The organism is Blautia sp. HCN-1074 (assembly GCF_037890165.1).
GTDB lineage: Bacteria > Bacillota > Clostridia > Lachnospirales > Lachnospiraceae > Blautia_A.
The window spans coordinates 1-21,574 of record NZ_JBBKBP010000004.1 but is presented as its reverse complement, the minus strand read 5'-3'; the positions used below and the strand labels follow the sequence as shown (position 1 = coordinate 21,574).

Below are 21,574 nucleotides of genomic sequence, written 5' to 3'. Positions count from 1 at the left end.
CACATCATTCATCAACAGATCACAGACTGCTGTGAATAATATCCAGCACCTGCTTTAATTCATTCACACCGATTTGTCCCGGTGCGGAAGCTTTGGAAGCAGCGCCGAAGGTGAGAGCGGAACCGAATGTCTCACCTGTCAGGCGGCTGATAACGCCTGTTCCTGCCATGGACATGGTAATGATCGGGCGGTCTGCATATTTCTCAGACATTTCCAGAGTAGCACTGAGAAGTGTGAGAACATCCTGCCTGCAAATCGGCATAACTGCCATTTTCGGAATATCAGCACCGAAATCCTGCATCATGCGAAGACGTCTGATAATCTCATCCTTCTCCGGAGTCTTAAAGAAATCATGGTTAGAAGCGATTACTTTCACACCTGCCTCATGAGCAGCGTTGATAATTGTTTTTACAACATCATCGCCTGTAAATGCTTCTACATCAATTAAATCTACATAACCACTCTGTGCAGTTGCAATATTTAAAGCAGCATAATCACTTACAGAGATATCCTTCTCACCGCCCTCTTTAGAAGTACGGAATGTAAGGAGAACAGGAATGTCTTTTAAAACTTCCTGAAGTTCTTTAGCGGTCTCTAATACTTTCTCAGTAGCAAAGACATCATCGAACCAGTCAACACGCCATTCAACCACATCAACCGGAAGAGTGGTAATCTTTTTTGCTTCTTCGAGAATGTCTGTTTTTGTTCTTCCTACGATGGGAACGCAGATTTTAGGTCTGCCTTCACCGATCACAGTGTTTTTTACCTGAACTGTGTTCATCTGTTTATCCTCATATTTTCTGTTATATTGGAAGTTCTGTGAAATACTGAACCTAATCCGGTCAGGTAAATTCTTTGCTTTAACCCAATCAGGTAATCCTCTGGTTTAATTGCAAAAAGCAATAAACAGTAGACTGGGATTTGCTATAATATAAGCCGCATCCGCAGTATTTCATAGAACTATTATAAGAATAACCGTAACATAAGCCTGATCAACAGGCTTTTGATTCTATACATATACACGCCTGAAAGCAAACTGCAGGATATGCACATTCTGCGCGGAGTAAATATATCAGTACATCTCCTGCAGTACGCCGAAAAGCGGTATATATCAAATATTATGTGTGGAAAGATCGGTGAAATGATCTGTTCTGCATCACAATATAAGATATCATTACTGAAGATACCATCAGGTATCAGTCATCATAGGAGATGTGAAGAATCTCTTTCATATGTTCAATAGGCATTGGTTCGCCTGTCCATAACTCAAATGCAGCAGAGCCCTGGAATAACATCATTCCCAGACCGTTCATTGTCTTGCACCCTGCCTCTTTTGCCATGGAACGCATCTTTGTCTCCAGCGGAGAGTAAGGAACATCAATAACGACCAGCTCAGGACGGAAGTAAGATTTGTCCGGAACAACGGACTGTCCCTCCAGTGGTTTCATTCCCACACCTGTAGCATTGACAAAGATAAAACTGTCATCCATCTCAGCTTTCAGTTTATCAAGGTCTGCCAGATCATAAAGAACTGCATGGCAGGATGTCTTTGTGTTGATCTTCTCTACTGTGGATACTGCACGATCCCAGAATTCATCCTTGCGGTTGAAGATTGTAATCTCAGCAACGCCGTCCAAAGCAGCCTGGATTTCGATAGCAGTAGCAGCACCACCTGCACCGACGATGGTCATTTTCTTTCCGATCACGTCAATATCATTATCTTTCAGGGCAGACATAAATCCGATACCGTCAGTGATATGACCTGTAAGATGGCCGTTGTCATTTACGATTGTGTTAACCGCACCGCATAATTCTGCAGCAGGAGAAAGCTCATCCAGGTATTTTCCAACCAGAGTTTTGTTAGGCATGGAAACATTGGATCCTCTCATTTTCAGAGTACGGATTGCTTTTACTGCATCCTCAATTTCATCTGCGCCAACCTCGAAAGCAAGGTAAGCGTAGTCATACCCGAGTTTTGCAAAAGCCTCATTCTGCATTGCAGGAGAGCTGGAGTGACGGATCGGGTAAGCCATCAGACCGATTAATTCAGTATGTCCGGTAATTCTTTCAGCCATTATAATATCCCCTTTTGTATTTTGTTGTAAAGTATTTTGTTGTAAAGGTTTTTATTGAAGGTATCCCATCTGAGTCAGTGTATTAAGGATATTTCTTCCTTCCAGAGTTCCGTCGATGATCCTTCTTGCACGTTTGCTGTCTCCGATGTTCAGGATCTCAACATCATCAGAAACAAAAGCATCGGAAAGCTCTGCGAAAAGCTGTCCCTGAGCTCTCATACCAAGACATACGAATCCGTAGTCAAATGGAAGCTCACGTTCACCTTCTGCATCTTTTACAAGAAAAGAGCTGTCTTTTACTTCCTGAAGAGCTGTCTTTGTAAGCTGGGCCACATGATGTTTCTTCATCTGGTCTTTCATGTCATTCTTTGTAACAGGATCCAGGTCACGTCCAATCTGATCCATCATCTCCACGATAGAAATCTCAGCATTTCTTGCTGCAAAGAATTCCACAACATCAAGACCAACAGCGCCGCCGCCCACAACAACAACCTTCTTGCCTGTCATATCTTCCGGATAATCATTGATGTGATTAATCATTCCCAGGATAGAAGCGACCTTGCTGCCTTCTTTGTCAATGCGGTCGTGAAGTCCTTTGATCGGAGGAAGCAGTGGTGCGGAACCTGTGGAGCTTACGATCAGGTTCGGATGGAACTTGCGGATATTTTCCGGTGTTCCTTCTGTGTTTGTGAAGATATAAAGATTCTCAAGCTGCTCTGCTCTGTGAATCAGATAGTTCGGGAAATCAGCCAGACGCTTCTTTGCAGGAATCTTAGAGATCACAGAAGCAAGACCGCCAAGAGTTTCACCCTTTTCCAGAAGGAAGGTGTTACAGCCTACTTCTGCGGCTGTACAGGCAGCTTCCAGTCCGGCAGTACCGCCTCCGATTACTACAACGTTACAGTTTTTGTTCACTTTCTGATTCTTATAAACATCACCTTCCAGAACAGCCGGGTTTACAGTACAGCGGATCGGACGGTTAAAGCCGATTCTGTTTCCTGCACATCCGATGTTACAGGAGATACATTTGCGAAGGTCACATTCTCTGCCTGTAGCTACTTTGTTTACCCATGCAGGTTCTGCGATAAGACCACGTCCCATACCGATCAGGTCTGCATCGCCGTCAGCGAGGATCTGCTCGGCAACCTTCGGGTTACGGATATTTCCCATGGAGATACATGGTTTGCCGAATTTCTCTCTGACAGCTTTAGGCATATAGGAACGCCATCCGTCTTTCATGTAGTTGGCATCGATCTGATACTGGATAGAACCGTTTAAACCGCAGGAAACATCGAAGATATCAACTTCATCCTGAACATATTCCAGATATTCAAGAGTGTCCTCAAGAGTGTTGCCGCCTTCCATCAGCTCATCTGCGCTGAGACGGAGCATGATCGGGAAGAAAGGTCCGACCTGTTTTCTTACTTCTTCAATGACCATACGGCAGAAACGTGTTCTGTTTTCCACAGATCCGCCGAACTCATCTGTACGTTTGTTTGTAAGAGGAGAGAGGAACTGGCTGATCAGATAGGAATGTCCCGCATGGATCTCTACTGCGTCAAAACCAGCAGCCTGGGCTCTCTTTGCAGCCTCGCCGTATTTCTTTACAATGTGATGGATTTCTTCCACTGATAACGGACGCGGGATCTCTCCGCCTTCTTTGGACGGAACATCAGATGCGGAAACAGACTGCATATTTGTACGTGCGGAAACAGCGGAAGCACCCGCGTGGTTGATCTGGATTGCAATACAGGTACCATATTTGTGAATCTCTTCACAGAATTTGTACAGACGCGGCAGATAGTTGTCGTGGTCAATACGAAGCTGAGTAGTTCCGTTGGAACCCTGCGGAGAATCCACACTTGCGTTCTCTACAATGATCAGTCCTGTTCCGCCCTTGGCACGTTCTTTGTAATAATTGATATGAAGAAAGCTCATTTCTCCATTCTGCTCACCGTAGTTTGTACCCATAGGCATCATAACAATACGGTTTTTGATAGTCATATTTTTTACTGTGAGTGGTGTGAAAATATGCTGGTAATTGCTTTTCATTACGTCTTTCCTCCTGAAATTTTCTGTTGGATCTATAACTGTTCAGTGCTTTAGCTGTGGCCTGAATTTCTTTGATGTGTTAATTATATAACGGGATAATCCATAAATCTAATTGATAATTCGTGCTATATAATAAAAAACATCTATGGTTTTCTACGCACTGAATGAAAAGCATTCATAACCGCATGCTGCATCATGTAAAAAACCTGACAAACCGGCATGGCTATAGTATTTTTCTCTGGGCTGCGCTGAGACTTTTGTACCTGTACAATCGGATTCGCAAACAAGCGAGTGGTATAGTTATTTCGAAAACGATGTACCGGTTTAAAGGAGAGGGTGAAATACGGGACAATGCAAAATAACCGTAATATCTTCTATTTAATAGGAAGAAATACGCAAAAAAACAAAATTTGGAGAAACCTGACAAATTTTTCTGCTATATTTTTAACGAAAATGACAAATAAATGTTGAAATTTTCTGCCGGAAAAGGTAAAATTAAAATCGGCTAAATTTTTGGGTTAACTTTTAAATATTCTCATAAAGATGGAGGGCAAACAAGAATGAGTAATGCAACACAAAGCTTAGCAGGCACAAGAATTACTTCTTTGCTTGACGCAAACAGTTTTGTCGAAATCGGACAGGGTGTAACAGCCAGATCCACAGATTTCAACATGACTGCAAACAAGGCACCATCTGACGGTGTTATCACCGGATATGGTGTGATCGATGACAAACTGGTTTATGTATACAGCCAGGATGCATCCGTATTAAACGGTACTGTTGGTGAAATGCATGCAAAGAAGATCACAAGACTTTATGATCTTGCAATGAAAACAGGCGCTCCGGTTATCGGACTTGTTGACTGTGCTGGTATCCGTCTTCAGGAAGCAACAGATGCACTGGAAGCTTTCGGACAGATCTATCTGAAACAGACACTGGCATCCGGTGTGATTCCGCAGATCACAGCAATCTTCGGAACATGCGGCGGTGGTATGGCAGTTATCCCGTCCCTGACAGACTTCACATTTATCGAATCCAAAAAAGGAAAAATGTTCATCAACACACCGAACGCACTGGAAGGAAATAACGCAGACAAATGCGATACAGCAGCAGCTGAGTTCCAGAGCAAGGAAACAGGTCTGATCGATGGCGTTGGTACAGAAGAAGAGGTTCTTGGCCAGATCCGCTCTTTAGTATCACTTCTTCCTTCTAATAATGAAGACACAGACAATTACACAGAGTGTACAGATGATCTCAACCGTGTATGCGCTGAACTTGCAAACTGTGCAGGTGATACAGCAATCGCACTTTCCCAGATCGCTGACAACGGCGAATTCTTCGAGACAAAAGCAGACTATGCCAAAGATATGGTTACAGGCTTTATCCGCTTAAACGGAGCAACCATCGGTGCAGTTGCAAACAGAAGCGAAGTATACGACGCAGAAGGCAAGAAAGTAGAAACATTTGACGGAAGCATCTCCGCAAGAGGTGCAAGAAAAGCAGCAGACTTCGTGAAATTCTGCGATGCTTTTGACATTCCGGTACTTACACTTACAAACGCAACAGGCTTCATGGCAACTTTATGCAGCGAGAAGATGATGGCGAAATCCGTAGGTGAGCTGGTAGCTGCATTCGCAGACGCAACAGTTCCGAAGGTAAACGTGATCATCGGCAAAGCTTACGGTACAGCTTACGTGGCAATGAACAGCAAATCTATCGGTGCAGACCTTGTATATGCATGGGATAACGCAGAGATCGGTATGATGGATGCTTCCCTGGCAGCCAAGATCATGTACGCAGATGCAGATGCTGCTGAACTGAATGAGAAAGCTGCTCAGTACAGAGAGCTTCAGAATGGTGTTGCTTCCGCAGCAGCAAGAGGCTATGTTGACACTGTGATCAGCCCGGCTGACACAAGAAAATATGTAATCGGTGCATTTGAGATGCTGTTCACAAAGAGGGAAGATCGTCCGTCCAAGAAACACGGAACGATTTAAGCGGGGTGACGCATATGAAAATGATCAAAAAAATAACTTCTGTATTCATGACATTTCTCGTAATGGCTGCACTGGTGATCGGCAGCACTTCTGCGGTATTTGCCGCTGATGAGGTTAATGATACTGTCAAGTCCACACTGATAACTACAGCAGAGGGGCTGACAGATACCATTGTCCAGCTTAAAGATGAAGAAATCGAGAATTACATGAGTTCAGGAAATGACTTTACAATAAGTGCCATGCAGTCCTGGCAGACATCCAAGGATGAACTTGGCGCAAAGAAGGACAGCAATGGTGAAGCTACTGTAGTTTTCAAAGATGATCAGTACACAGTTACTGTTCCTCTTAAATTTGAGAAAGCAGAAGCAAACTTTGTATATGTCTTTGACTCACAGGGAACACCGACATCTATGACTGTAGATGTACAGTATGGTATGGGCAAGACTCTTCAGAGAGCAGGTCTTAATACTCTGATGGGTATTGGAACTGTATTCGTAATGCTGATTTTATTAAGTCTTCTGATTTCTCTGTTCCGTTTCATCCCGAATCCGGAAGCAAAGAAAGCAGCAGAAGCAAAAGCAGCCAAAGCTGCAAAAGAGGCAGAGGCAGCAGCAATCGCAGCGGCAGCACCTGCACAGGCAGAAGAGAACCTTGCAGATGACGGAGAACTGGTAGCTGTTATCGCAGCAGCAATCGCAGCAGCAGAAGGAACTACAACAGACGGATTCGTAGTTCGTTCCATCCGCAAAGTAAAAAGAAACAGAAGATAATCACTGTTCATCCGATAATATTTTTGCGTATCGTAGATTACATTACTGAGAAAGTAATGAACGCTAATAATTGTTATTTATTTAGGAGGATTTTAAAATGAAAAGCTATACAATTACAGTAAATGGTACAGCATATGAAGTAACTGTTGAAGAAACAGGAAGCGTATCCGCACCAGCAGCAGCTCCGAAGGCCGCACCTAAAGCAGCACCGGCAGCAGCTCCGAAAGCAGCAGCTCCTGCAGCAGGCGCAGGCGCAGTAAAAGTAACTGCTTCCGTACCTGGTAAAGTTGTTAAAGTAGCAGCAAGCGTTGGACAGGCAGTAAAAGCCGGAGACAGCGTAATTATTCTTGAATCCATGAAGATGGAAATCCCTGTAGTAGCTCCTCAGGACGGTACTATCGCAAGCATTGATGTTGCAGAAGGTGCCTCTGTAGAAAACGGAGATACTTTAGCAACAATGAACTAAGACGGGAGGTAGTCAAATGTCTTATGTAACAGAAACATTGTCCAACCTGATTCATCAGACAGCATTCTTCAATCTGACATGGGGCAATTACCTGATGATCGCAGTAGCCTGCGTATTCCTTTACCTTGCTATCAAAAAAGGATTCGAGCCGCTTCTGCTTGTTCCTATCGCATTCGGTATGCTGCTTGTAAATATCTATCCGGACATTATGGCAAATCCGGAAGATATGTCCAATGGTGTAGGTGGACTTCTTCATTATTTCTACATCCTTGATGAGTGGAGTATCTTACCATCCCTGATCTTCATGGGTGTAGGTGCCATGACAGACTTCGGTCCGCTTATCGCAAACCCGATCAGCTTCCTGATGGGTGCTGCGGCACAGCTTGGTATCTATGCAGCTTACTTCCTTGCAATCTTCCTTGGATTCAACGGAAAAGCAGCAGCAGCTATCTCCATCATCGGTGGTGCTGACGGCCCGACTTCTATTTTCCTTGCAGGTAAACTTGGACAGTCTGCATTGATGGGACCGATCGCAGTGGCAGCATATTCCTATATGTCACTGGTTCCGATCATCCAGCCGCCTATTATGAAACTCTGCACAACAGAGAAAGAACGTAAGATCAAAATGGATCAGCTTCGTCCGGTTTCCAAACTGGAGAAGATTCTTTTCCCGATCGTTATCACAATCGTTGTCTGCCTGATCCTGCCTACAACAGCTCCGCTGGTTGGTATGCTCATGCTTGGTAACCTGTTCAGAGAGTGCGGCGTTGTAAAACAGCTGACAGAAACAGCTTCCAATGCCCTGATGTATATCGTAGTTATCCTTCTTGGTACATCCGTAGGTGCTTCCACAAGTGCAGAAGCATTCTTAAACGCAGATACTCTGAAGATCGTAGTTTTAGGTCTTGTTGCATTCGCAATCGGTACATTCGGCGGATGTATGCTTGGTAAACTGCTCTGCAAACTGACTCATGGAAAGATCAATCCGCTGATCGGTTCTGCAGGTGTATCCGCAGTACCTATGGCAGCCCGTGTATCCCAGAAAGTCGGCGCAGAGGCAGATCCTACAAACTTCCTTCTGATGCACGCAATGGGTCCGAACGTTGCCGGTGTTATCGGTACAGCCGTAGCAGCCGGAACATTCATGGCTATTTTTGGAGTATAACCAAATCAAGCAAGCTATCTTGCTTGTATCAGGAGGAGTGCAACTCCTTCTGATAAGCTGCGGAGCAGCTATTTGGTTATGAGCAAGTAGCGAAGCGGATTGCGAATATCCGATTAAACAAACTATAAAGGAGATTTAATAATGGCAGAATTAGAGAAAAAACCTGTTAAAATTGTGGAAACCATTCTTCGTGATGCTCATCAGTCTCAGATCGCAACACGTATGACCACAGAACAGATGCTTCCGATCGTAGATAAACTTGACAAAGTCGGCTATCACGCAGTAGAGTGCTGGGGTGGTGCAACATTCGATGCATCCCTTCGTTTCCTTCACGAAGATCCATGGGAAAGACTTCGTAAATTACGTGACGGCTTTAAGAACACAAAACTTCAGATGCTCTTCCGTGGACAGAACATCCTTGGATACCGTCCATATGCAGATGACGTTGTAGAATACTTCGTACAGAAATCTGCTGCAAACGGAATCGACATCATCCGTATTTTTGACTGCCTCAATGACCTTCGTAACCTTCAGACAGCTGTAAGCGCTGCAAACAAAGAGAAGGCTCATGCACAGGTAGCTCTTTCCTACACATTAGGAGATGCTTACACACTGGAATACTGGACAGACATTGCAAAACGTATCGAAGATATGGGCGCTAATTCCATCTGTATCAAAGATATGGCAGGTCTTCTCCTTCCAAATAAAGCTACAGAGCTTGTTACAGCATTAAAAGAAACAGTTAGCATCCCGATCGACCTTCATACACATTACACATCCGGTGTAGCTTCCATGACTTACTTAAAAGCAGTGGAAGCAGGTGTAGATATCATCGATACAGCAATGTCTCCATTCGCACTGGGAACATCCCAGCCTGCAACAGAAGTTATGGTTGAGACATTCAAGGATACACCATACGACACAGGATTTGACCAGAAACTTCTCTCCGAGATCGCTGACTACTTCCGTCCGATCCGTGACGAAGCTCTTGACAGCGGACTTCTTAATCCGAAGAACCTTGGTGTTAACATCAAGACTTTACTGTACCAGGTACCGGGCGGTATGCTCTCCAACCTGACTTCCCAGTTAAAAGAACAGCACGCAGAAGACAAATTCTACGATGTTCTTGAGGAAGTTCCGCGTGTACGTAAAGACCTCGGTGAACCGCCACTTGTTACTCCGTCTTCCCAGATCGTTGGTACACAGGCTGTATTCAACGTACTTATGGGCGAGAGATACAAAATGGTTACAAAAGAAACAAAAGATATCTTGTTAGGAAAATACGGCGCAACTGTAAAACCGTTTAATCCGGAAGTACAGAAGAAGTGCATCGGCGATGAGAAACCGATCACATGCCGTCCGGCAGACCTTCTTGACAACGAACTTGAGAAACTTGAGAGTGAAATGGCCCAGTACAAAGAACAGGATGAGGATGTATTAACATACGCACTGTTCCCACAGGTAGCTATGGACTTCTTCAAGTATCGTCAGGCTCAGAAAACAAAAGTTGACGAGAAAGCAGCTGACAAAAAGAACGGAGCATATCCTGTTTAATTAAATATGTAACAAAAGAAAAAAGGAGCTTGCGCAAGCAGGCTCCTTTGCGTTATTATAAAAAAGATGTAATACCCACAAGACAGGAGCTTCTTCGTAGTGGAGCAGTCAGCAGGGTATGGATAAACGCAAAAAATACAGGAAGGAACATTCCATGAGCAAAGTACTTATTATCGGCGGCGGCGCTGCCGGAATGATGGCGGGAGTATTCGCAGCCCGCAACCATCATGAAGTTCATATATTAGAAAAAAACGAAAAACTCGGCAAGAAAGTATTTATCACCGGAAAAGGCCGCTGCAACGTAGCAAACGCCTGCGACACAGAGGAACTCTTCCCAGCAGTCATGAGCAATCCGAAATTTCTCTACAGCGGATTTTATTCATTCGGTCCACAGGACGTCATGAATTTTTTCGAGGAAGCAGGCGTACCTCTGAAAGTAGAGAGGGGAAACAGAGTATTTCCACAGTCTGATCATTCCTCAGACATCATCCGTGCACTGGAGCGTGAACTGAAGAAAGCCGGAGCGAAGGTTCATCTGCACACTACAGTAAAAGAGATCGTTAAGAAACCGGAAGCGGAGAAGGTCACAGGAGTCATTCTTGAGGATGGCACCTTTATGGAGGGTGATGCAGTTATTGTAGCCACCGGCGGCTTCTCCTACCAGAGTACAGGCTCCACCGGGGACGGATACCGTTTTGCAAGAGAACTGGGCTTGAAAGTCACAGATATCAGCCCATCCTTAGTCCCATTAAAGACAAAAGAAGACTACATCCCGAAACTCCAGGGACTTTCCCTCAAGAATACGGGACTTACCATAAAGAACGGCAAGAAAGTTCTCTACGAAGATTTCGGCGAGATGATGTTCACCCATTTCGGTGTGACAGGCCCGATGATTCTCTCTGCCAGTGCCCACATCGGAGCGAAACTGGCGAAAGCAGAGAACGGAGAACTCTGTGCATACCTGGACCTGAAACCGGCTCTTACCAAAGAACAGTTAGATGCCAGAATCCTGCGCGAATTCGAGACAGGACAGAACAAACAGTTCAAGAACGTGATCGGAGTACTTTTCCCGTCATCCCTGACACCGGTAATGCTGGAACTTGGCGGAATCCCGGCAGAGAAGAAAATCCATGATATCTCCAGAGAAGAACGTCAGCATTTCGTTGATCTTGTAAAAGCCTTCCCGTTCACTATCACAGGCATGGGAGAATTCAAAGAAGCCATCATCACCAAAGGCGGCGTTTCCGTAAAAGAAATAAACCCGGGAACAATGGAATCAAAGAAAATCTCAGGACTCTACTTCGCAGGCGAAGTACTGGATCTGGATGCAGTGACAGGCGGATACAACCTTCAGATCGCATGGTCTACCGCATATTTAGCTGCTCAGGCGATACAGTGATTGGTTAAAAACTTAAAAGTTAAAAGGCAGAGAATACTGCTGTAATTAATAGAAACAGGAGGAACCGCGAAAATGGGATGTAATATTGCCATCGACGGACCTGCAGGAGCAGGAAAGAGCACCATCGCCAAAAAAGTGGCGAAAGAATTATCATTTATCTACGTAGATACAGGAGCCATGTACAGAGCAATGGCCTTATATCTTCTGAACAAAGGAGTAAACGGAGACGATCAGAAAGCAATCGAAGCAGAGTGTTCCGGTGCAGATATCTCCATCGAATACAAAAACGGAGAACAGATCGTAATCTTAAACGGCGAGAACGTCAACTCCATGCTGCGCACAGAGCAGGTAGGAAATATGGCATCCAAGAGCTCTGCAAACGCAAACGTAAGAGCCCACCTTCTCAGACTCCAGAGAACTCTGGCAGAGAAGAACGACGTCGTTATGGACGGAAGAGATATCGGCACAACGATCCTTCCGAACGCTGAAGTAAAAATCTATCTCACAGCAAGTGCTGACACCAGAGCCAGAAGAAGAGCCCTTGAGTATGAGCAGAAAGGCGAACCATTCGACCTTGACCAGATTCGTAAGGACATCATTGAGCGCGACGAACGCGACATGAACCGCGAAGTTTCTCCTCTCAGACAGGCAGACGATGCGGTGCTTGTAGATTCTTCAGAGATGGGAATTGACGACGTTGTAAATGCAATCCTTGATGTTTATAAGGAGAAAGTGCAGAAATAATGAAAGTAAAAGTAGCCGAAACAGCCGGCTTCTGCTTCGGAGTTAAGAGAGCCGTGGACAAAGTCTACGAACTCATCGACACCGAACAGAAACCAATCTTCACCCTGGGGCCGATTATCCACAACGAAGAAGTAGTAGCAGACCTGGAATCCAGAGGCGTTAAGGTCATCACAGAAGCAGACCTAGACACCCCGGACAACAATCAGCAGAACGGCATCGTAGTGATCCGCTCCCACGGCGTAGGAAAGTCAATCTACGATAAACTGAAACAAAAAGGCATCTCATACGTAGACGTCACCTGTCCATTCGTCCTGAAAATCCACAGGATCGTAGAGCGCGAAAGTCTCGCCGGAAACCACGTAGTCATCATCGGTGACAAAGACCATCCGGAAGTACAGGGAATCTGCGGATGGTGTCAGGGACCGTACACAGTCATCAAAAACCAGGAAGAAGCCGATGCATTTGTGCCTCCGAAAGGGAAAAAAATAAGTATTGTGTCCCAGACGACATTTAATTACAACAAATTTAAAGATTTAGTTGAAATTCTCCGCAAAAAGAGGTATGATAATAATGTTTTAAATATTCTTAATATTTTAAACACTATTTGTAATGCTACCGAAGAACGGCAGAGAGAAGCAAAAAACATAGCCGGAGAGGTAGACACTATGCTGGTCGTAGGCGGCCGGCACAGTTCCAATACTCAAAAGCTGTTTGAAATATGCAAAAAGGAATGTGGAAATACTTACTATATACAAACACCTGTAGACTTGGATTCTGAAATGTTCCAATGCAGTAGTTATGTAGGTATTACAGCAGGGGCTTCCACCCCAAACAAAATTATTGAGGAGGTTCAAGAACATGTCAGAATTAAGTTTTGAACAGATGCTGGAAGATTCCGTAAAAACTATCAGAAATGGAGAGATTGTACAGGGTACTGTCATCGATGTAAAAGAAGATGAGATTATTCTGAATATCGGTTATAAAGCAGACGGTATTATCACAAAGAACGAATACTCTAACGATGCAAGCCTTGTACTCACTGATGCTGTTCACGTTGGCGACACAATGGAAGCAAAAGTTCTCAAAGTAAACGATGGAGAAGGTCAGGTAACTCTTACTTATAAGAGACTGGCAGCAGAGAAAGGCAACAAACGTCTTGAAGAAGCATTTGAGAATCAGGAAGTATTAAAAGCTCCTGTAACTCAGGTACTCGATGGCGGACTTTGTGTAAACGTAGACGAAGCAAGAGTATTCATTCCTGCAAGCCTCGTATCCGACACATATGAGAAAGACCTTTCCAAATATGCAGATCAGGAGATCGAATTCGTAATCACAGAATTCAACCCGAGAAGACGCCGCATCATCGGTAACCGTAAGCAGCTTCTTCTTGCTGAGAAAGCAGAGAAACAGAAAGAATTAATGGAGAAAATCCATGTAGGTGATACAGTTGAAGGAACTGTTAAGAACGTTACAGATTTCGGTGCATTCATCGATCTCGGCGGAGCTGACGGACTTCTTCACATCTCCGAAATGTCCTGGGGCAGAGTAGAGAACCCGAAGAAAGTATTCACAGTTGGCGAAACACTTAAAGTTCTTATCAAAGAGATCAACGGAGACAAGATTGCACTTTCCCTCAAATTCCCGGAAGCAAATCCATGGCTCACAGCAGCTGAGGACTTCGCTGTAGGAAACGTAGTAAAAGGTAAAGTTGCACGTATGACAGACTTCGGCGCATTCGTAGAACTTGCACCAGGTGTAGATGCACTTCTTCACGTATCTCAGATTTCCAGAGAGCACGTTGCAAAACCTGCAGACGTACTGTCAATCGGACAGGAGATCGAAGCTAAAGTTGTTGACTTCAACGGCGAAGACAAGAAGATCAGCCTGAGCATGAAAGCTCTTGAAGCACCGGCTGAGGAAGCTACAGAAGAATAATAACAGACAACAAAAATAGTTGTGTTGAATAACAGAGACTGCCGGATGGAAAGCTGCTTGCTGAATATCCGGCAGTTTTGTTGACAGAAGGGATAACAAGAATGCTCGAAGAAGGAATATTCGATATACATTGCCACATTGCGCCAGGAGTGGATGACGGAGCTGCGGATATTGAAGAAACAAGAAAATTATTGGAGATGGAATATAAGCAGGGAGTGAGAAACATTATTCTGACGCCTCATTTCCGTTTCCGGATGTTTGAGACACCTCTGGAAAAAGTACAGAGACAATTCCGTCTGGCAGAAGAGGCGGCAGCAGATATCAGTAAAGATCTGCATCTTTACCTCGGATGCGAATTTCATGCAAATATGGAGATGCTTCCTATGCTTCGTGAGAAAAAAGTTTCTACCATGGCTGGTTCCAGGTATGTGCTGGTAGAATTCTCTCACAATTCAGAGGCATCCTATATCAGAGAACGCCTGTCTGCAATGCTTTCCGGCGGGTACAGACCCATTGTTGCACATATTGAACGATACGAAGCGACCCGTACAGATCTGGACTTTGTAGAAGAACTGACAGAGATGGGAGCTTATATGCAGATCAATGCAGACAGCATTGTGGGAAAAGACGGCTTTTTTACAAAACGCTACTGTCAGAAGCTGATGAAGAATGACCTGGTTCATTTTGTAGGTTCTGACTGCCATGACAGCAGTAAAAGAATTTCCAGAATCGGGGAAGCCTATAGCTATGTAATAAAGAAAATGGATACAGACTATGCGAAACAGCTTTTCATTCGAAATCCGCAGAAAATCATAGATCATAAATTTTAATGGATTTTGACCGAGTTAACTTTGTGGTCGGATTTTAAAGAATTTTAATGAATTTCAAAGAATAATGTCACTCGCAATTGACTTTTTATACTTACTACGGTAAAATGTATACGGTTTATGTAAAACTGTAACTGTCTGCTGTAAAATAAATCAGTCGGATAATTACAAAAACTACAATGAAAAAGGGAAAAGGAAAATATCAGATGTTAGACAATTTGAACAGCAAATTTGAGAGCAGCAGGGTGCAGGCACTTGATGTCAATGACGATGAAGTTGAAATTGATTTACTGGAAATATTTCATGCACTCAGAAAGAAAATTCTGCTGGTACTGATGGTTGCTCTTATAGGTGGCTGTATCGGAGCTGCATGTACACAGTTCCTGATGACACCAATCTACAGTTCAACATCCAGTATGCTTGTTCTCTCAAAGGAAACCACGCTGACATCTCTGGCGGATCTGCAGTTAGGTGCCAGTCTGACAAGTGATTACACAGTACTGATCACAAGTACCCCTGTACTGGAACAGGTAGTTACAAATCTGAACCTGGATATGACAGCGGAGGATCTGAAAGAGGATGTAACGATTAATAATCCGACAGATACCCGTATCCTTGAGATCACTGTTGATAATCCGGATTCTACAATGGCTAAGAAGATCGTAGATGAGATTGCGAATGTTTCCTCATCCTATATCGGAGACAAGATGGAGGTTATTCCGCCTAAGATCATCGAAGTTGGTAAGATTGCTACAGAGAGAACTTCTCCAAGTGTAATGAAGAACTCAGTAATTGGCTTCTTACTCGGATTTCTTGCATGTGCGGCAATCGTAGTTGTATACGCTGTAATGGATGATACTATCAAGACAGAAGAAGATATTGAGAAATATCTCGGTGTTTCTGTACTTGCCAAGGTTCCTGACAGAAAAGACTACGTAAACATGAAGAACAAGAAACCAAAGAGCAATAAGAAGAACAAGAAGCGTCGCTAGAGTAATGGAGGAATCTGAGCAATGAAGAAACTCAACTTAACAGATAAAAGAAAACCGGACTATTTCTACAGCGAAGCGATTAAAACGCTGCGTACAAATATCCAGCTGTCCGGTCAGAGCATAAAGACAATTCTGGTTACAAGCTGCTTTCCAAATGAAGGTAAGAGTGATGTAGTACTCAGCCTTGCACAGGAGCTTGGAAGCATCGGTAAGAAAGTTCTTCTTCTGGATGCGGATATCAGAAAGACTGCTTATGCAGGACGACTGGGAGTAGAAGAAGAGGTCAAAGGACTTTCCCAACTTCTCAGTGGGCAGGTAGGACTGCAGGATATTATCTATGAGACGAATTTCCAGAATATGGACATTATATTCGGAGGTCCGGCTGCACCAAACCCTTCAGGACTTCTCAGCGAGAACATTTTCAAGGTTTTTCTGAAAGAAGTCAGGGAATATTACAATTACATACTGATTGACACACCGCCGATCGGAACTGTAATCGATGCTGCGGTAATCGGCAGATGCTGTGATGGAGCAATCTTCCTGATCCAGCCAGGCAGCGTCAGATACAGAGATGCACAGAAGGCATTTGCACAGCTTGAGAGAAGCGGATGCCGTGTTCTGGGAGCTGTTATGAATAAGATAGACACCAGTGGCGACAAATATTACTCTTCTTACTACAAACATTATGGTGAATACTATCGCAGAAGCGATGATGAGTCCCAGAAATAATATCGCTGTCTGATAATCGTTTAGATGTGATATCATAACCATAATTAACAGTAAAGGAAAATTGGGAAAAGTGAGCAGAAATAAGAAGAGAAAAGGGAAAAAGACAAATATTTTGCTGGGTTTTATCTGTATTATCCTGGTGGGGGTTCTCGGTACAATTCTTGTGATGAGCTATAATACAGAGCAGGAAGAAGCCAAACGTCTGACAGAACTTGCAGGTAACCAGCAGAGCGGAATCGAAGATTATGAAGCAGTAAAGGAACACGCTGCACAGTTAGAGAAGGCATCCTCCGAAGATGAGAATACAGAAGATGCCGATAACAGTGAGACAAAGAAGAGCAAGAAGAAAGAAGACACAGCCGGGGAAGAGGATGCAGAGGAGACTGCACAGGCAGAAGATACTACTGAAGCAGAAGCACCGAGAACAATTTCCGGTGTCGTATGCTGGGGAGATGATCTGATCAATGGTGAGGAATCCAACACCTATTCCTACATGGCAGTACTTCAGAAACTTCTGACAGACAACGGATATAACCTGACAGTGATCAACAAGACCCTTCAGGGCGGCGGTACACTTTCCATGATGAAGATGGCCGGTGTAAGTGATGAGACTCTTCAGGGATATATTGCGAAACATCAGCAGACTGCAAATGGTGCGCAGCTGAATGTAACAGAGACAGGAATCCGTGATCTTACAGAAGAACAGACTACCAGAAATGATATGGACTGTGTACCTGTCATCTTCATGGGATACTATGGCGGATGGAATCATGATCCTGCAGAGCTTGCTGAGCAGCAGGAACAGATTTTAAATACATTCCAGAACAAAGACCAGTTCATTGTTGTGGGAACACGCCCTATGGATGGAAGCGTGACTTCTGAAGCACTTGATCAGGTGCTCAGCGAGAAGTGGGGCGAACATTATATCAGTCTTGCAAATGTGACACAGCAGCTGTCTGCTACTCATGAAGCACAGCAGGCTATGGCAGAGGCAGTGTTCCAGAAATTGCAGGAGCTTGGCTATATCAGCCAGAGCTGAATAAACGATTGAAGGAATGAAAATGAAAAAAACAGCAAAAGAAGCTGCGAGACAACGAAAGATTTATATGATTCTGATAATTATCCTGATCATAGTTCTTACAGTTTTGGGCGGCGGGTATTATTTTATGATGCAGACAAAAGCAGCATCCCAAAAGACAAGCGGCAAGAACAGTGATGACCAGAGTCGAACGAGCCAGACATCAGGCAGTGACACGGTGGAATATAAGGGCGGGACATATAAATATAACGATCATCTCAGCAACTACTTATTTCTAGGAATTGATACAAGAAATCCGGTAGATACCTATCAGACACAGGAAGATGCCGGTCAGGCAGATGCGATTTTTGTGGTTTCCATGGACAGGGCAACAGAAGAAATTAAGGTGCTCTTTATTCCAAGAGATTCTATGACGGAGATTGAAGTTTTCAATCCATCCGGTAAAAGTCTCGGAGAGTCAACAGACCACATCAATATACAGTACGCATTTGGTGATGGCAAGCAAAAAAGCTGTGAACTGATGAAGACAGCAGTATCCAATCTGCTGGACGGACTGCCGATTCAGGGATATTGCTCCATGAATATGGATGGTATTCCGGTGATTACGGACTTTGTAGGTGGAGTTCAGATCACAGTGCCTGACAACAGCCTTGAAGATACATATCCGGAATTTAAAGAGGGTGCTGTTGTTAATATTACAGGTGAAAACGCAGAAAAGTTTGTACGATATCGAGACACTGACAAAACCCAGAGTGCTCTGGTCCGTCAGGAGAGACAGAAAACCTATCTCCAGGCATTAATTCAGAAAGCGCAGGAGAAGGCAGGAGAGGATGCCGGATTTGTGGCAGACCTCTATGACAGTATTAAGAGCTATACAGTCACAAACATGGGAAATGATGTATTTGCGAAGTTGCTTACAGCATCCGGAAACGGCATCACTGATACAGAGACTGTACCAGGTGAGGGAAAGCAAGGTAAGAACTTTGATGAGTATCAAGTAGATAAAGATGCTCTGTCGGACTTGATTATTTCCATGTTTTATGAGAAAATTCAATAAACCGGTTAGAAGACAGCCGGTTTGGAATAAACTGTATGGTGATAAATAGTCATTAGTACTGTTATTGTTACTCAGAGATAATTCGTACAGACTTCCTGTACGATTATCAATATAAAAATAATCCAAAAGGAGAGGTGCATTATGAAAATTGCAAAGAAATTCATGACACTTGCTTTAGCAACTGCCCTTGGAGTAGGATGTGCTACTGTAGGTGTCAGTGCAGCAGGAAGCCGCACAAGCGCAATTACAGTATCTGCTGAACAGTCTGCAATCTATGAAGTTGTTCAGAAGATCGAAGAAACAGAAGGATTTGCTGATCTGCAGGCAGAACTGCCGGCAGTAGCTGACGCTTTCAAACAGGTTAACGAAGGTAAAATGGAAGTTGCTGCTTTCGTTGACGTTCTGAAAACTCTTTCAGAAGAGACAACAGACGAAGAAGTTAAAGCAGCTATCGATGAACTCATTCAGAAACTTGACGGAAAAGAATTCGTTACAGGTTTTGATGAATTCAAAGTACTTGATGCAGACAAAGCAGAGAAGAATGCTGATGGTAAATATGAAGTTGAGATCTCTGTTCCAAGTATCACAGATACTATGGAGAACATTCAGCTTGTAGCTTACAGCAAAGAAGATGCAAAGAAATGGCAGATCGTTGATCCGATCAGCGTTGACAAAGAGAACAAAACTCTTGAAGTTGCATTAGATGATGGTGCTTTCTTCACAGTTGTTGCAGATGCTGAATAATTATTCGGTAATTTAGAAATAAAATGCAGCCGCCAGAAATGGCGGCTGTTTTTATGCTCTGAAAAAAGTTATTGTATGCTTTGCTTTCAGTAATACGAAATGTTTTAAACAGAAAATATTGACAAATTATGTAGAACTATGTAGAATAACCTATAGCGAAAACATAGATTTATGAAAATAGGGAGAGAAGAAAAAGAAAAATATGTATAGAAAAAGTTCTAAAGGTTGGCTGAAGCATTTTGATTTTATATTAATTGATTTAATCAGCCTGCATCTGGCATTCGTTTTATCATATGTTTGTCGTCATGGGATAGGAAATCCGTACAAGAATTTATTATACAGAAATATGGCATTTATGTTGACATTTATCGATTTTTTTGTGGTATTTCTGTTTGAGACTTTAAAAGGCGTATTGAGACGGGGATACTATCAGGAACTGGCTGCGACGGTTAAACACGTGATTCTGGTAATGCTTCTGGCAGTTTTATATTTATTTACAATTCAAGAGGGAACCTCTTTTTCCAGATCAGTTTTGTATTTTACAGCTGTGTTCTATATAATATTTGCATATGTGACAAGGATTTTGTGGAAGAAACATTTGCAGAAAAGAATGGAAAATGGAGGCGACCGTTCACTTCTGATTATTACAAGCAGTGATATTGCTGCTGAAGTGGTGCGCAGCATGCAGGAGCATAATTACCAGCGATTTAATTTGGTTGGAATTGTGCTTGTGGACAAAGATATGAAAGGACAAAAGATAGAAGGAATTCCTGTTCTGGCAAATGAAGAAGAGGCGGCAAATTATGTCTGCAGAGAATGGATTGATGAAGTTTTTCTTGTGATTTCTGAAAAATACCCTTATCCACAGAAGCTAGCAGATCAGCTGTTAGAAACAGGTGTGACGGTGCATTTAAATCTGGCAAAGATGGCAGATGCGATAGGAAAGAAGCAGTTGGTAGAGAAGCTGGGCGATTATACAGTATTGACAACCAGCATAAACTATGCAACTGTGAAGCAGGCAGTTATGAAGAGAAGTCTGGATATTATAGGTGGATTGGCAGGATGTATTTTAACAGGAATAATTTTCATATTTGTGGCACCTGCAATCTATATTCAGTCGCCAGGTCCGATTTTCTTCTCACAGGTTCGAGTGGGAAAGAACGGCAAGAAGTTTAAGATGTATAAATTCCGCAGCATGTACATGGATGCTGAGGAGCGGAAAAAAGAACTGATGAAAGACAACAGAGTTGAAGACGGTATGATGTTTAAGCTGGAATTCGATCCACGTGTAATAGGAAATAAAATCTTGCCAAATGGAGAAAAAAAGACTGGTATTGGTAATTTTATTAGGAAAACAAGCCTGGATGAATTTCCACAATTCCTCAATGTACTAAAAGGAGACATGTCACTGGTAGGCACAAGACCACCGACACTGGATGAATGGGAGAAGTATGAACTGCATCATCGAGCACGACTTGCGATAAAACCAGGGATTACTGGTATGTGGCAGGTGAGTGGGAGAAGCGATATTACGGATTTCGAGGAAGTTGTGAAACTGGATATAGAGTGGCAAGTGGGAAGAAAAAATAGAAATTGATTTAGTAAGCGATAGGAGAATTCAGCTATGTTTATATTCTCCTTCGCCTTATAAAAGGTAAATATATAATACGATAAGATTAGAATAAATATAAAATGGTTCTATTGAGTGAACGTCTGGGTCTGACTCTGTGAAGTACAACTAAAGAGGATAAAGCAGAGCTAAAAGATCTATAAAAGAATTATAAAATCGGAAATAGAGTGGAAAGAGAGAAGAAAAAAGCCAGAGTTCCTGCTATAATACTTACATCAATGTTTGAGGCACTTTTTTCTGTTCCTTTTTAAATGGCACTGCTCTGGCAGTTCTTTTGGACCACATTGGGGTCTGACCGTGCGTCCAGCAAAGGGTATATAGTCCGGTGGGTGGAAGCCCCATCAAATAAGCTGTTAACCACAGCATTTGAAGCGAGTCTTGAGTCTGTTGCGGTAACGT

At 43.3% G+C, this 21,574-nt stretch carries 20 protein-coding genes; 16 read left to right on the top strand and 4 right to left on the bottom strand.

Features of this window, described 5'->3' with window-relative positions; all coding sequences use genetic code 11:
• Positions 1-19: 19 nt before the first annotated feature.
• The 3 genes from aroD to WKT11_RS05060 form a co-directional block, all read right to left on the bottom strand.
• On the bottom strand, positions 20-781 hold the full coding sequence (gene aroD, locus WKT11_RS05070) for a type I 3-dehydroquinate dehydratase (protein WP_340283011.1): 762 nt from the start codon (positions 779-781) through the stop codon (positions 20-22).
• Positions 782-1,196: 415 nt separating this feature from the next.
• Entirely contained in the window at positions 1,197-2,075 is an 879-nt protein-coding gene (locus tag WKT11_RS05065; RefSeq protein ID WP_117674808.1) for a shikimate dehydrogenase, read from the bottom strand.
• Positions 2,076-2,126: 51 nt separating this feature from the next.
• Positions 2,127-4,127 (bottom strand): oxidoreductase, encoded by a 2,001-nt coding sequence (locus WKT11_RS05060; RefSeq protein WP_340283008.1) that lies wholly within the window; start codon positions 4,125-4,127, stop codon positions 2,127-2,129.
• 560 nt (positions 4,128-4,687) lie between these two features.
• Between WKT11_RS05060 and WKT11_RS05055 the strand changes: the two genes are divergently transcribed.
• The 16 genes from WKT11_RS05055 to WKT11_RS04980 all read left to right on the top strand — a co-directional run bounded on the left by WKT11_RS05055 (position 4,688) and on the right by WKT11_RS04980 (position 21,142).
• The gene (locus tag WKT11_RS05055; RefSeq protein ID WP_117843921.1) at positions 4,688-6,124 is read left to right on the top strand and encodes an acyl-CoA carboxylase subunit beta; all 1,437 of its coding nucleotides are present in this window, start codon (positions 4,688-4,690) and stop codon (positions 6,122-6,124) included.
• A gap of 14 nt (positions 6,125-6,138) precedes the next feature.
• On the top strand, positions 6,139-6,894 hold the full coding sequence (locus tag WKT11_RS05050; RefSeq protein WP_243009823.1) for an OadG family transporter subunit: 756 nt from the start codon (positions 6,139-6,141) through the stop codon (positions 6,892-6,894).
• 97 nt (positions 6,895-6,991) lie between these two features.
• Positions 6,992-7,360 (top strand): biotin/lipoyl-containing protein, encoded by a 369-nt coding sequence (locus WKT11_RS05045; RefSeq protein ID WP_022381146.1) that lies wholly within the window; start codon positions 6,992-6,994, stop codon positions 7,358-7,360.
• Between the two features lie 16 nt (positions 7,361-7,376).
• Positions 7,377-8,525 carry a sodium ion-translocating decarboxylase subunit beta gene (locus WKT11_RS05040; protein WP_008704466.1) on the top strand — a complete coding sequence of 383 codons (1,149 nt, stop codon included), beginning with the start codon at positions 7,377-7,379 and terminating at the stop codon, positions 8,523-8,525.
• 141 nt (positions 8,526-8,666) lie between these two features.
• Complete coding sequence (locus WKT11_RS05035) at positions 8,667-10,079, top strand: oxaloacetate decarboxylase subunit alpha (protein WP_117674811.1); 1,413 nt, start codon at positions 8,667-8,669, stop codon at positions 10,077-10,079.
• Positions 10,080-10,233: 154 nt separating this feature from the next.
• Positions 10,234-11,478 carry an NAD(P)/FAD-dependent oxidoreductase gene (locus tag WKT11_RS05030; protein WP_117674812.1) on the top strand — a complete coding sequence of 415 codons (1,245 nt, stop codon included), beginning with the start codon at positions 10,234-10,236 and terminating at the stop codon, positions 11,476-11,478.
• Positions 11,479-11,550: 72 nt separating this feature from the next.
• Positions 11,551-12,222: a (d)CMP kinase gene (cmk, locus tag WKT11_RS05025; protein ID WP_118570926.1), complete on the top strand. Its 672-nt coding sequence runs from the start codon at positions 11,551-11,553 to the stop codon at positions 12,220-12,222.
• Positions 12,222-13,100, top strand: a complete 879-nt coding sequence (gene ispH / locus WKT11_RS05020) for a 4-hydroxy-3-methylbut-2-enyl diphosphate reductase (protein ID WP_117674814.1) — start codon at positions 12,222-12,224, stop codon at positions 13,098-13,100. Before cmk ends, ispH begins: the two co-directional genes overlap by 1 nt.
• Positions 13,081-14,157, top strand: a complete 1,077-nt coding sequence (rpsA, locus tag WKT11_RS05015) for a 30S ribosomal protein S1 (protein WP_055152445.1) — start codon at positions 13,081-13,083, stop codon at positions 14,155-14,157. Before ispH ends, rpsA begins: the two co-directional genes overlap by 20 nt.
• A gap of 101 nt (positions 14,158-14,258) precedes the next feature.
• Positions 14,259-14,987 (top strand): CpsB/CapC family capsule biosynthesis tyrosine phosphatase, encoded by a 729-nt coding sequence (locus WKT11_RS05010; RefSeq protein ID WP_119250929.1) that lies wholly within the window; start codon positions 14,259-14,261, stop codon positions 14,985-14,987.
• Positions 14,988-15,190: 203 nt separating this feature from the next.
• Positions 15,191-15,976, top strand: coding sequence for a YveK family protein (locus tag WKT11_RS05005; protein ID WP_055152482.1), 786 nt, complete (start codon positions 15,191-15,193; stop codon positions 15,974-15,976).
• 21 nt (positions 15,977-15,997) lie between these two features.
• The gene (locus WKT11_RS05000) at positions 15,998-16,705 is read left to right on the top strand and encodes a polysaccharide biosynthesis tyrosine autokinase (protein ID WP_117674816.1); all 708 of its coding nucleotides are present in this window, start codon (positions 15,998-16,000) and stop codon (positions 16,703-16,705) included.
• 70 nt (positions 16,706-16,775) lie between these two features.
• Positions 16,776-17,744 (top strand): hypothetical protein, encoded by a 969-nt coding sequence (locus tag WKT11_RS04995; protein ID WP_340282982.1) that lies wholly within the window; start codon positions 16,776-16,778, stop codon positions 17,742-17,744.
• Positions 17,745-17,760: 16 nt separating this feature from the next.
• Positions 17,761-18,801, top strand: coding sequence for an LCP family protein (locus WKT11_RS04990; protein ID WP_340282980.1), 1,041 nt, complete (start codon positions 17,761-17,763; stop codon positions 18,799-18,801).
• A 141-nt stretch (positions 18,802-18,942) separates the two neighbouring features.
• On the top strand, positions 18,943-19,545 hold the full coding sequence (locus WKT11_RS04985; protein ID WP_118516889.1) for a hypothetical protein: 603 nt from the start codon (positions 18,943-18,945) through the stop codon (positions 19,543-19,545).
• A gap of 202 nt (positions 19,546-19,747) precedes the next feature.
• Positions 19,748-21,142 carry a sugar transferase gene (locus WKT11_RS04980; RefSeq protein WP_340282977.1) on the top strand — a complete coding sequence of 465 codons (1,395 nt, stop codon included), beginning with the start codon at positions 19,748-19,750 and terminating at the stop codon, positions 21,140-21,142.
• A 243-nt stretch (positions 21,143-21,385) separates the two neighbouring features.
• Here the strand turns inward: WKT11_RS04980 and WKT11_RS04975 are convergent.
• Positions 21,386-21,574, bottom strand: a 189-nt coding sequence (locus WKT11_RS04975) for a hypothetical protein (RefSeq protein ID WP_340282975.1), incomplete at its 5' end; no start/stop codon positions are given.

Excerpts from the sequence above, each read along its gene's own strand:
- WKT11_RS04980 (WP_340282977.1), top strand. The coding sequence starts at position 19,748 with ATGTATAGAAAAAGTTCTAAAGGTTGGCTGAAGCATTTTGATTTTATA.
- WKT11_RS04990 (WP_340282980.1), top strand. The coding sequence starts at position 17,761 with ATGAAAATGAAAAAAACAGCAAAAGAAGCTGCGAGACAACGAAAGATT.
- rpsA (WP_055152445.1), top strand. The coding sequence starts at position 13,081 with ATGTCAGAATTAAGTTTTGAACAGATGCTGGAAGATTCCGTAAAAACT.
- WKT11_RS05050 (WP_243009823.1), top strand. The coding sequence starts at position 6,139 with ATGAAAATGATCAAAAAAATAACTTCTGTATTCATGACATTTCTCGTA.
- WKT11_RS05065 (WP_117674808.1), bottom strand. The coding sequence starts at position 2,075 with ATGGCTGAAAGAATTACCGGACATACTGAATTAATCGGTCTGATGGCT.
- cmk (WP_118570926.1), top strand. The coding sequence starts at position 11,551 with ATGGGATGTAATATTGCCATCGACGGACCTGCAGGAGCAGGAAAGAGC.
- WKT11_RS05060 (WP_340283008.1), bottom strand. The coding sequence starts at position 4,127 with ATGAAAAGCAATTACCAGCATATTTTCACACCACTCACAGTAAAAAAT.
- WKT11_RS05005 (WP_055152482.1), top strand. The coding sequence starts at position 15,191 with ATGTTAGACAATTTGAACAGCAAATTTGAGAGCAGCAGGGTGCAGGCA.
- WKT11_RS04985 (WP_118516889.1), top strand. The coding sequence starts at position 18,943 with ATGAAAATTGCAAAGAAATTCATGACACTTGCTTTAGCAACTGCCCTT.
- WKT11_RS05000 (WP_117674816.1), top strand. The coding sequence starts at position 15,998 with ATGAAGAAACTCAACTTAACAGATAAAAGAAAACCGGACTATTTCTAC.
- WKT11_RS05055 (WP_117843921.1), top strand. The coding sequence starts at position 4,688 with ATGAGTAATGCAACACAAAGCTTAGCAGGCACAAGAATTACTTCTTTG.
- WKT11_RS05045 (WP_022381146.1), top strand. The coding sequence starts at position 6,992 with ATGAAAAGCTATACAATTACAGTAAATGGTACAGCATATGAAGTAACT.
- ispH (WP_117674814.1), top strand. The coding sequence starts at position 12,222 with ATGAAAGTAAAAGTAGCCGAAACAGCCGGCTTCTGCTTCGGAGTTAAG.
- aroD (WP_340283011.1), bottom strand. The coding sequence starts at position 781 with ATGAACACAGTTCAGGTAAAAAACACTGTGATCGGTGAAGGCAGACCT.
- WKT11_RS05040 (WP_008704466.1), top strand. The coding sequence starts at position 7,377 with ATGTCTTATGTAACAGAAACATTGTCCAACCTGATTCATCAGACAGCA.
- WKT11_RS05010 (WP_119250929.1), top strand. The coding sequence starts at position 14,259 with ATGCTCGAAGAAGGAATATTCGATATACATTGCCACATTGCGCCAGGA.
- WKT11_RS05035 (WP_117674811.1), top strand. The coding sequence starts at position 8,667 with ATGGCAGAATTAGAGAAAAAACCTGTTAAAATTGTGGAAACCATTCTT.
- WKT11_RS05030 (WP_117674812.1), top strand. The coding sequence starts at position 10,234 with ATGAGCAAAGTACTTATTATCGGCGGCGGCGCTGCCGGAATGATGGCG.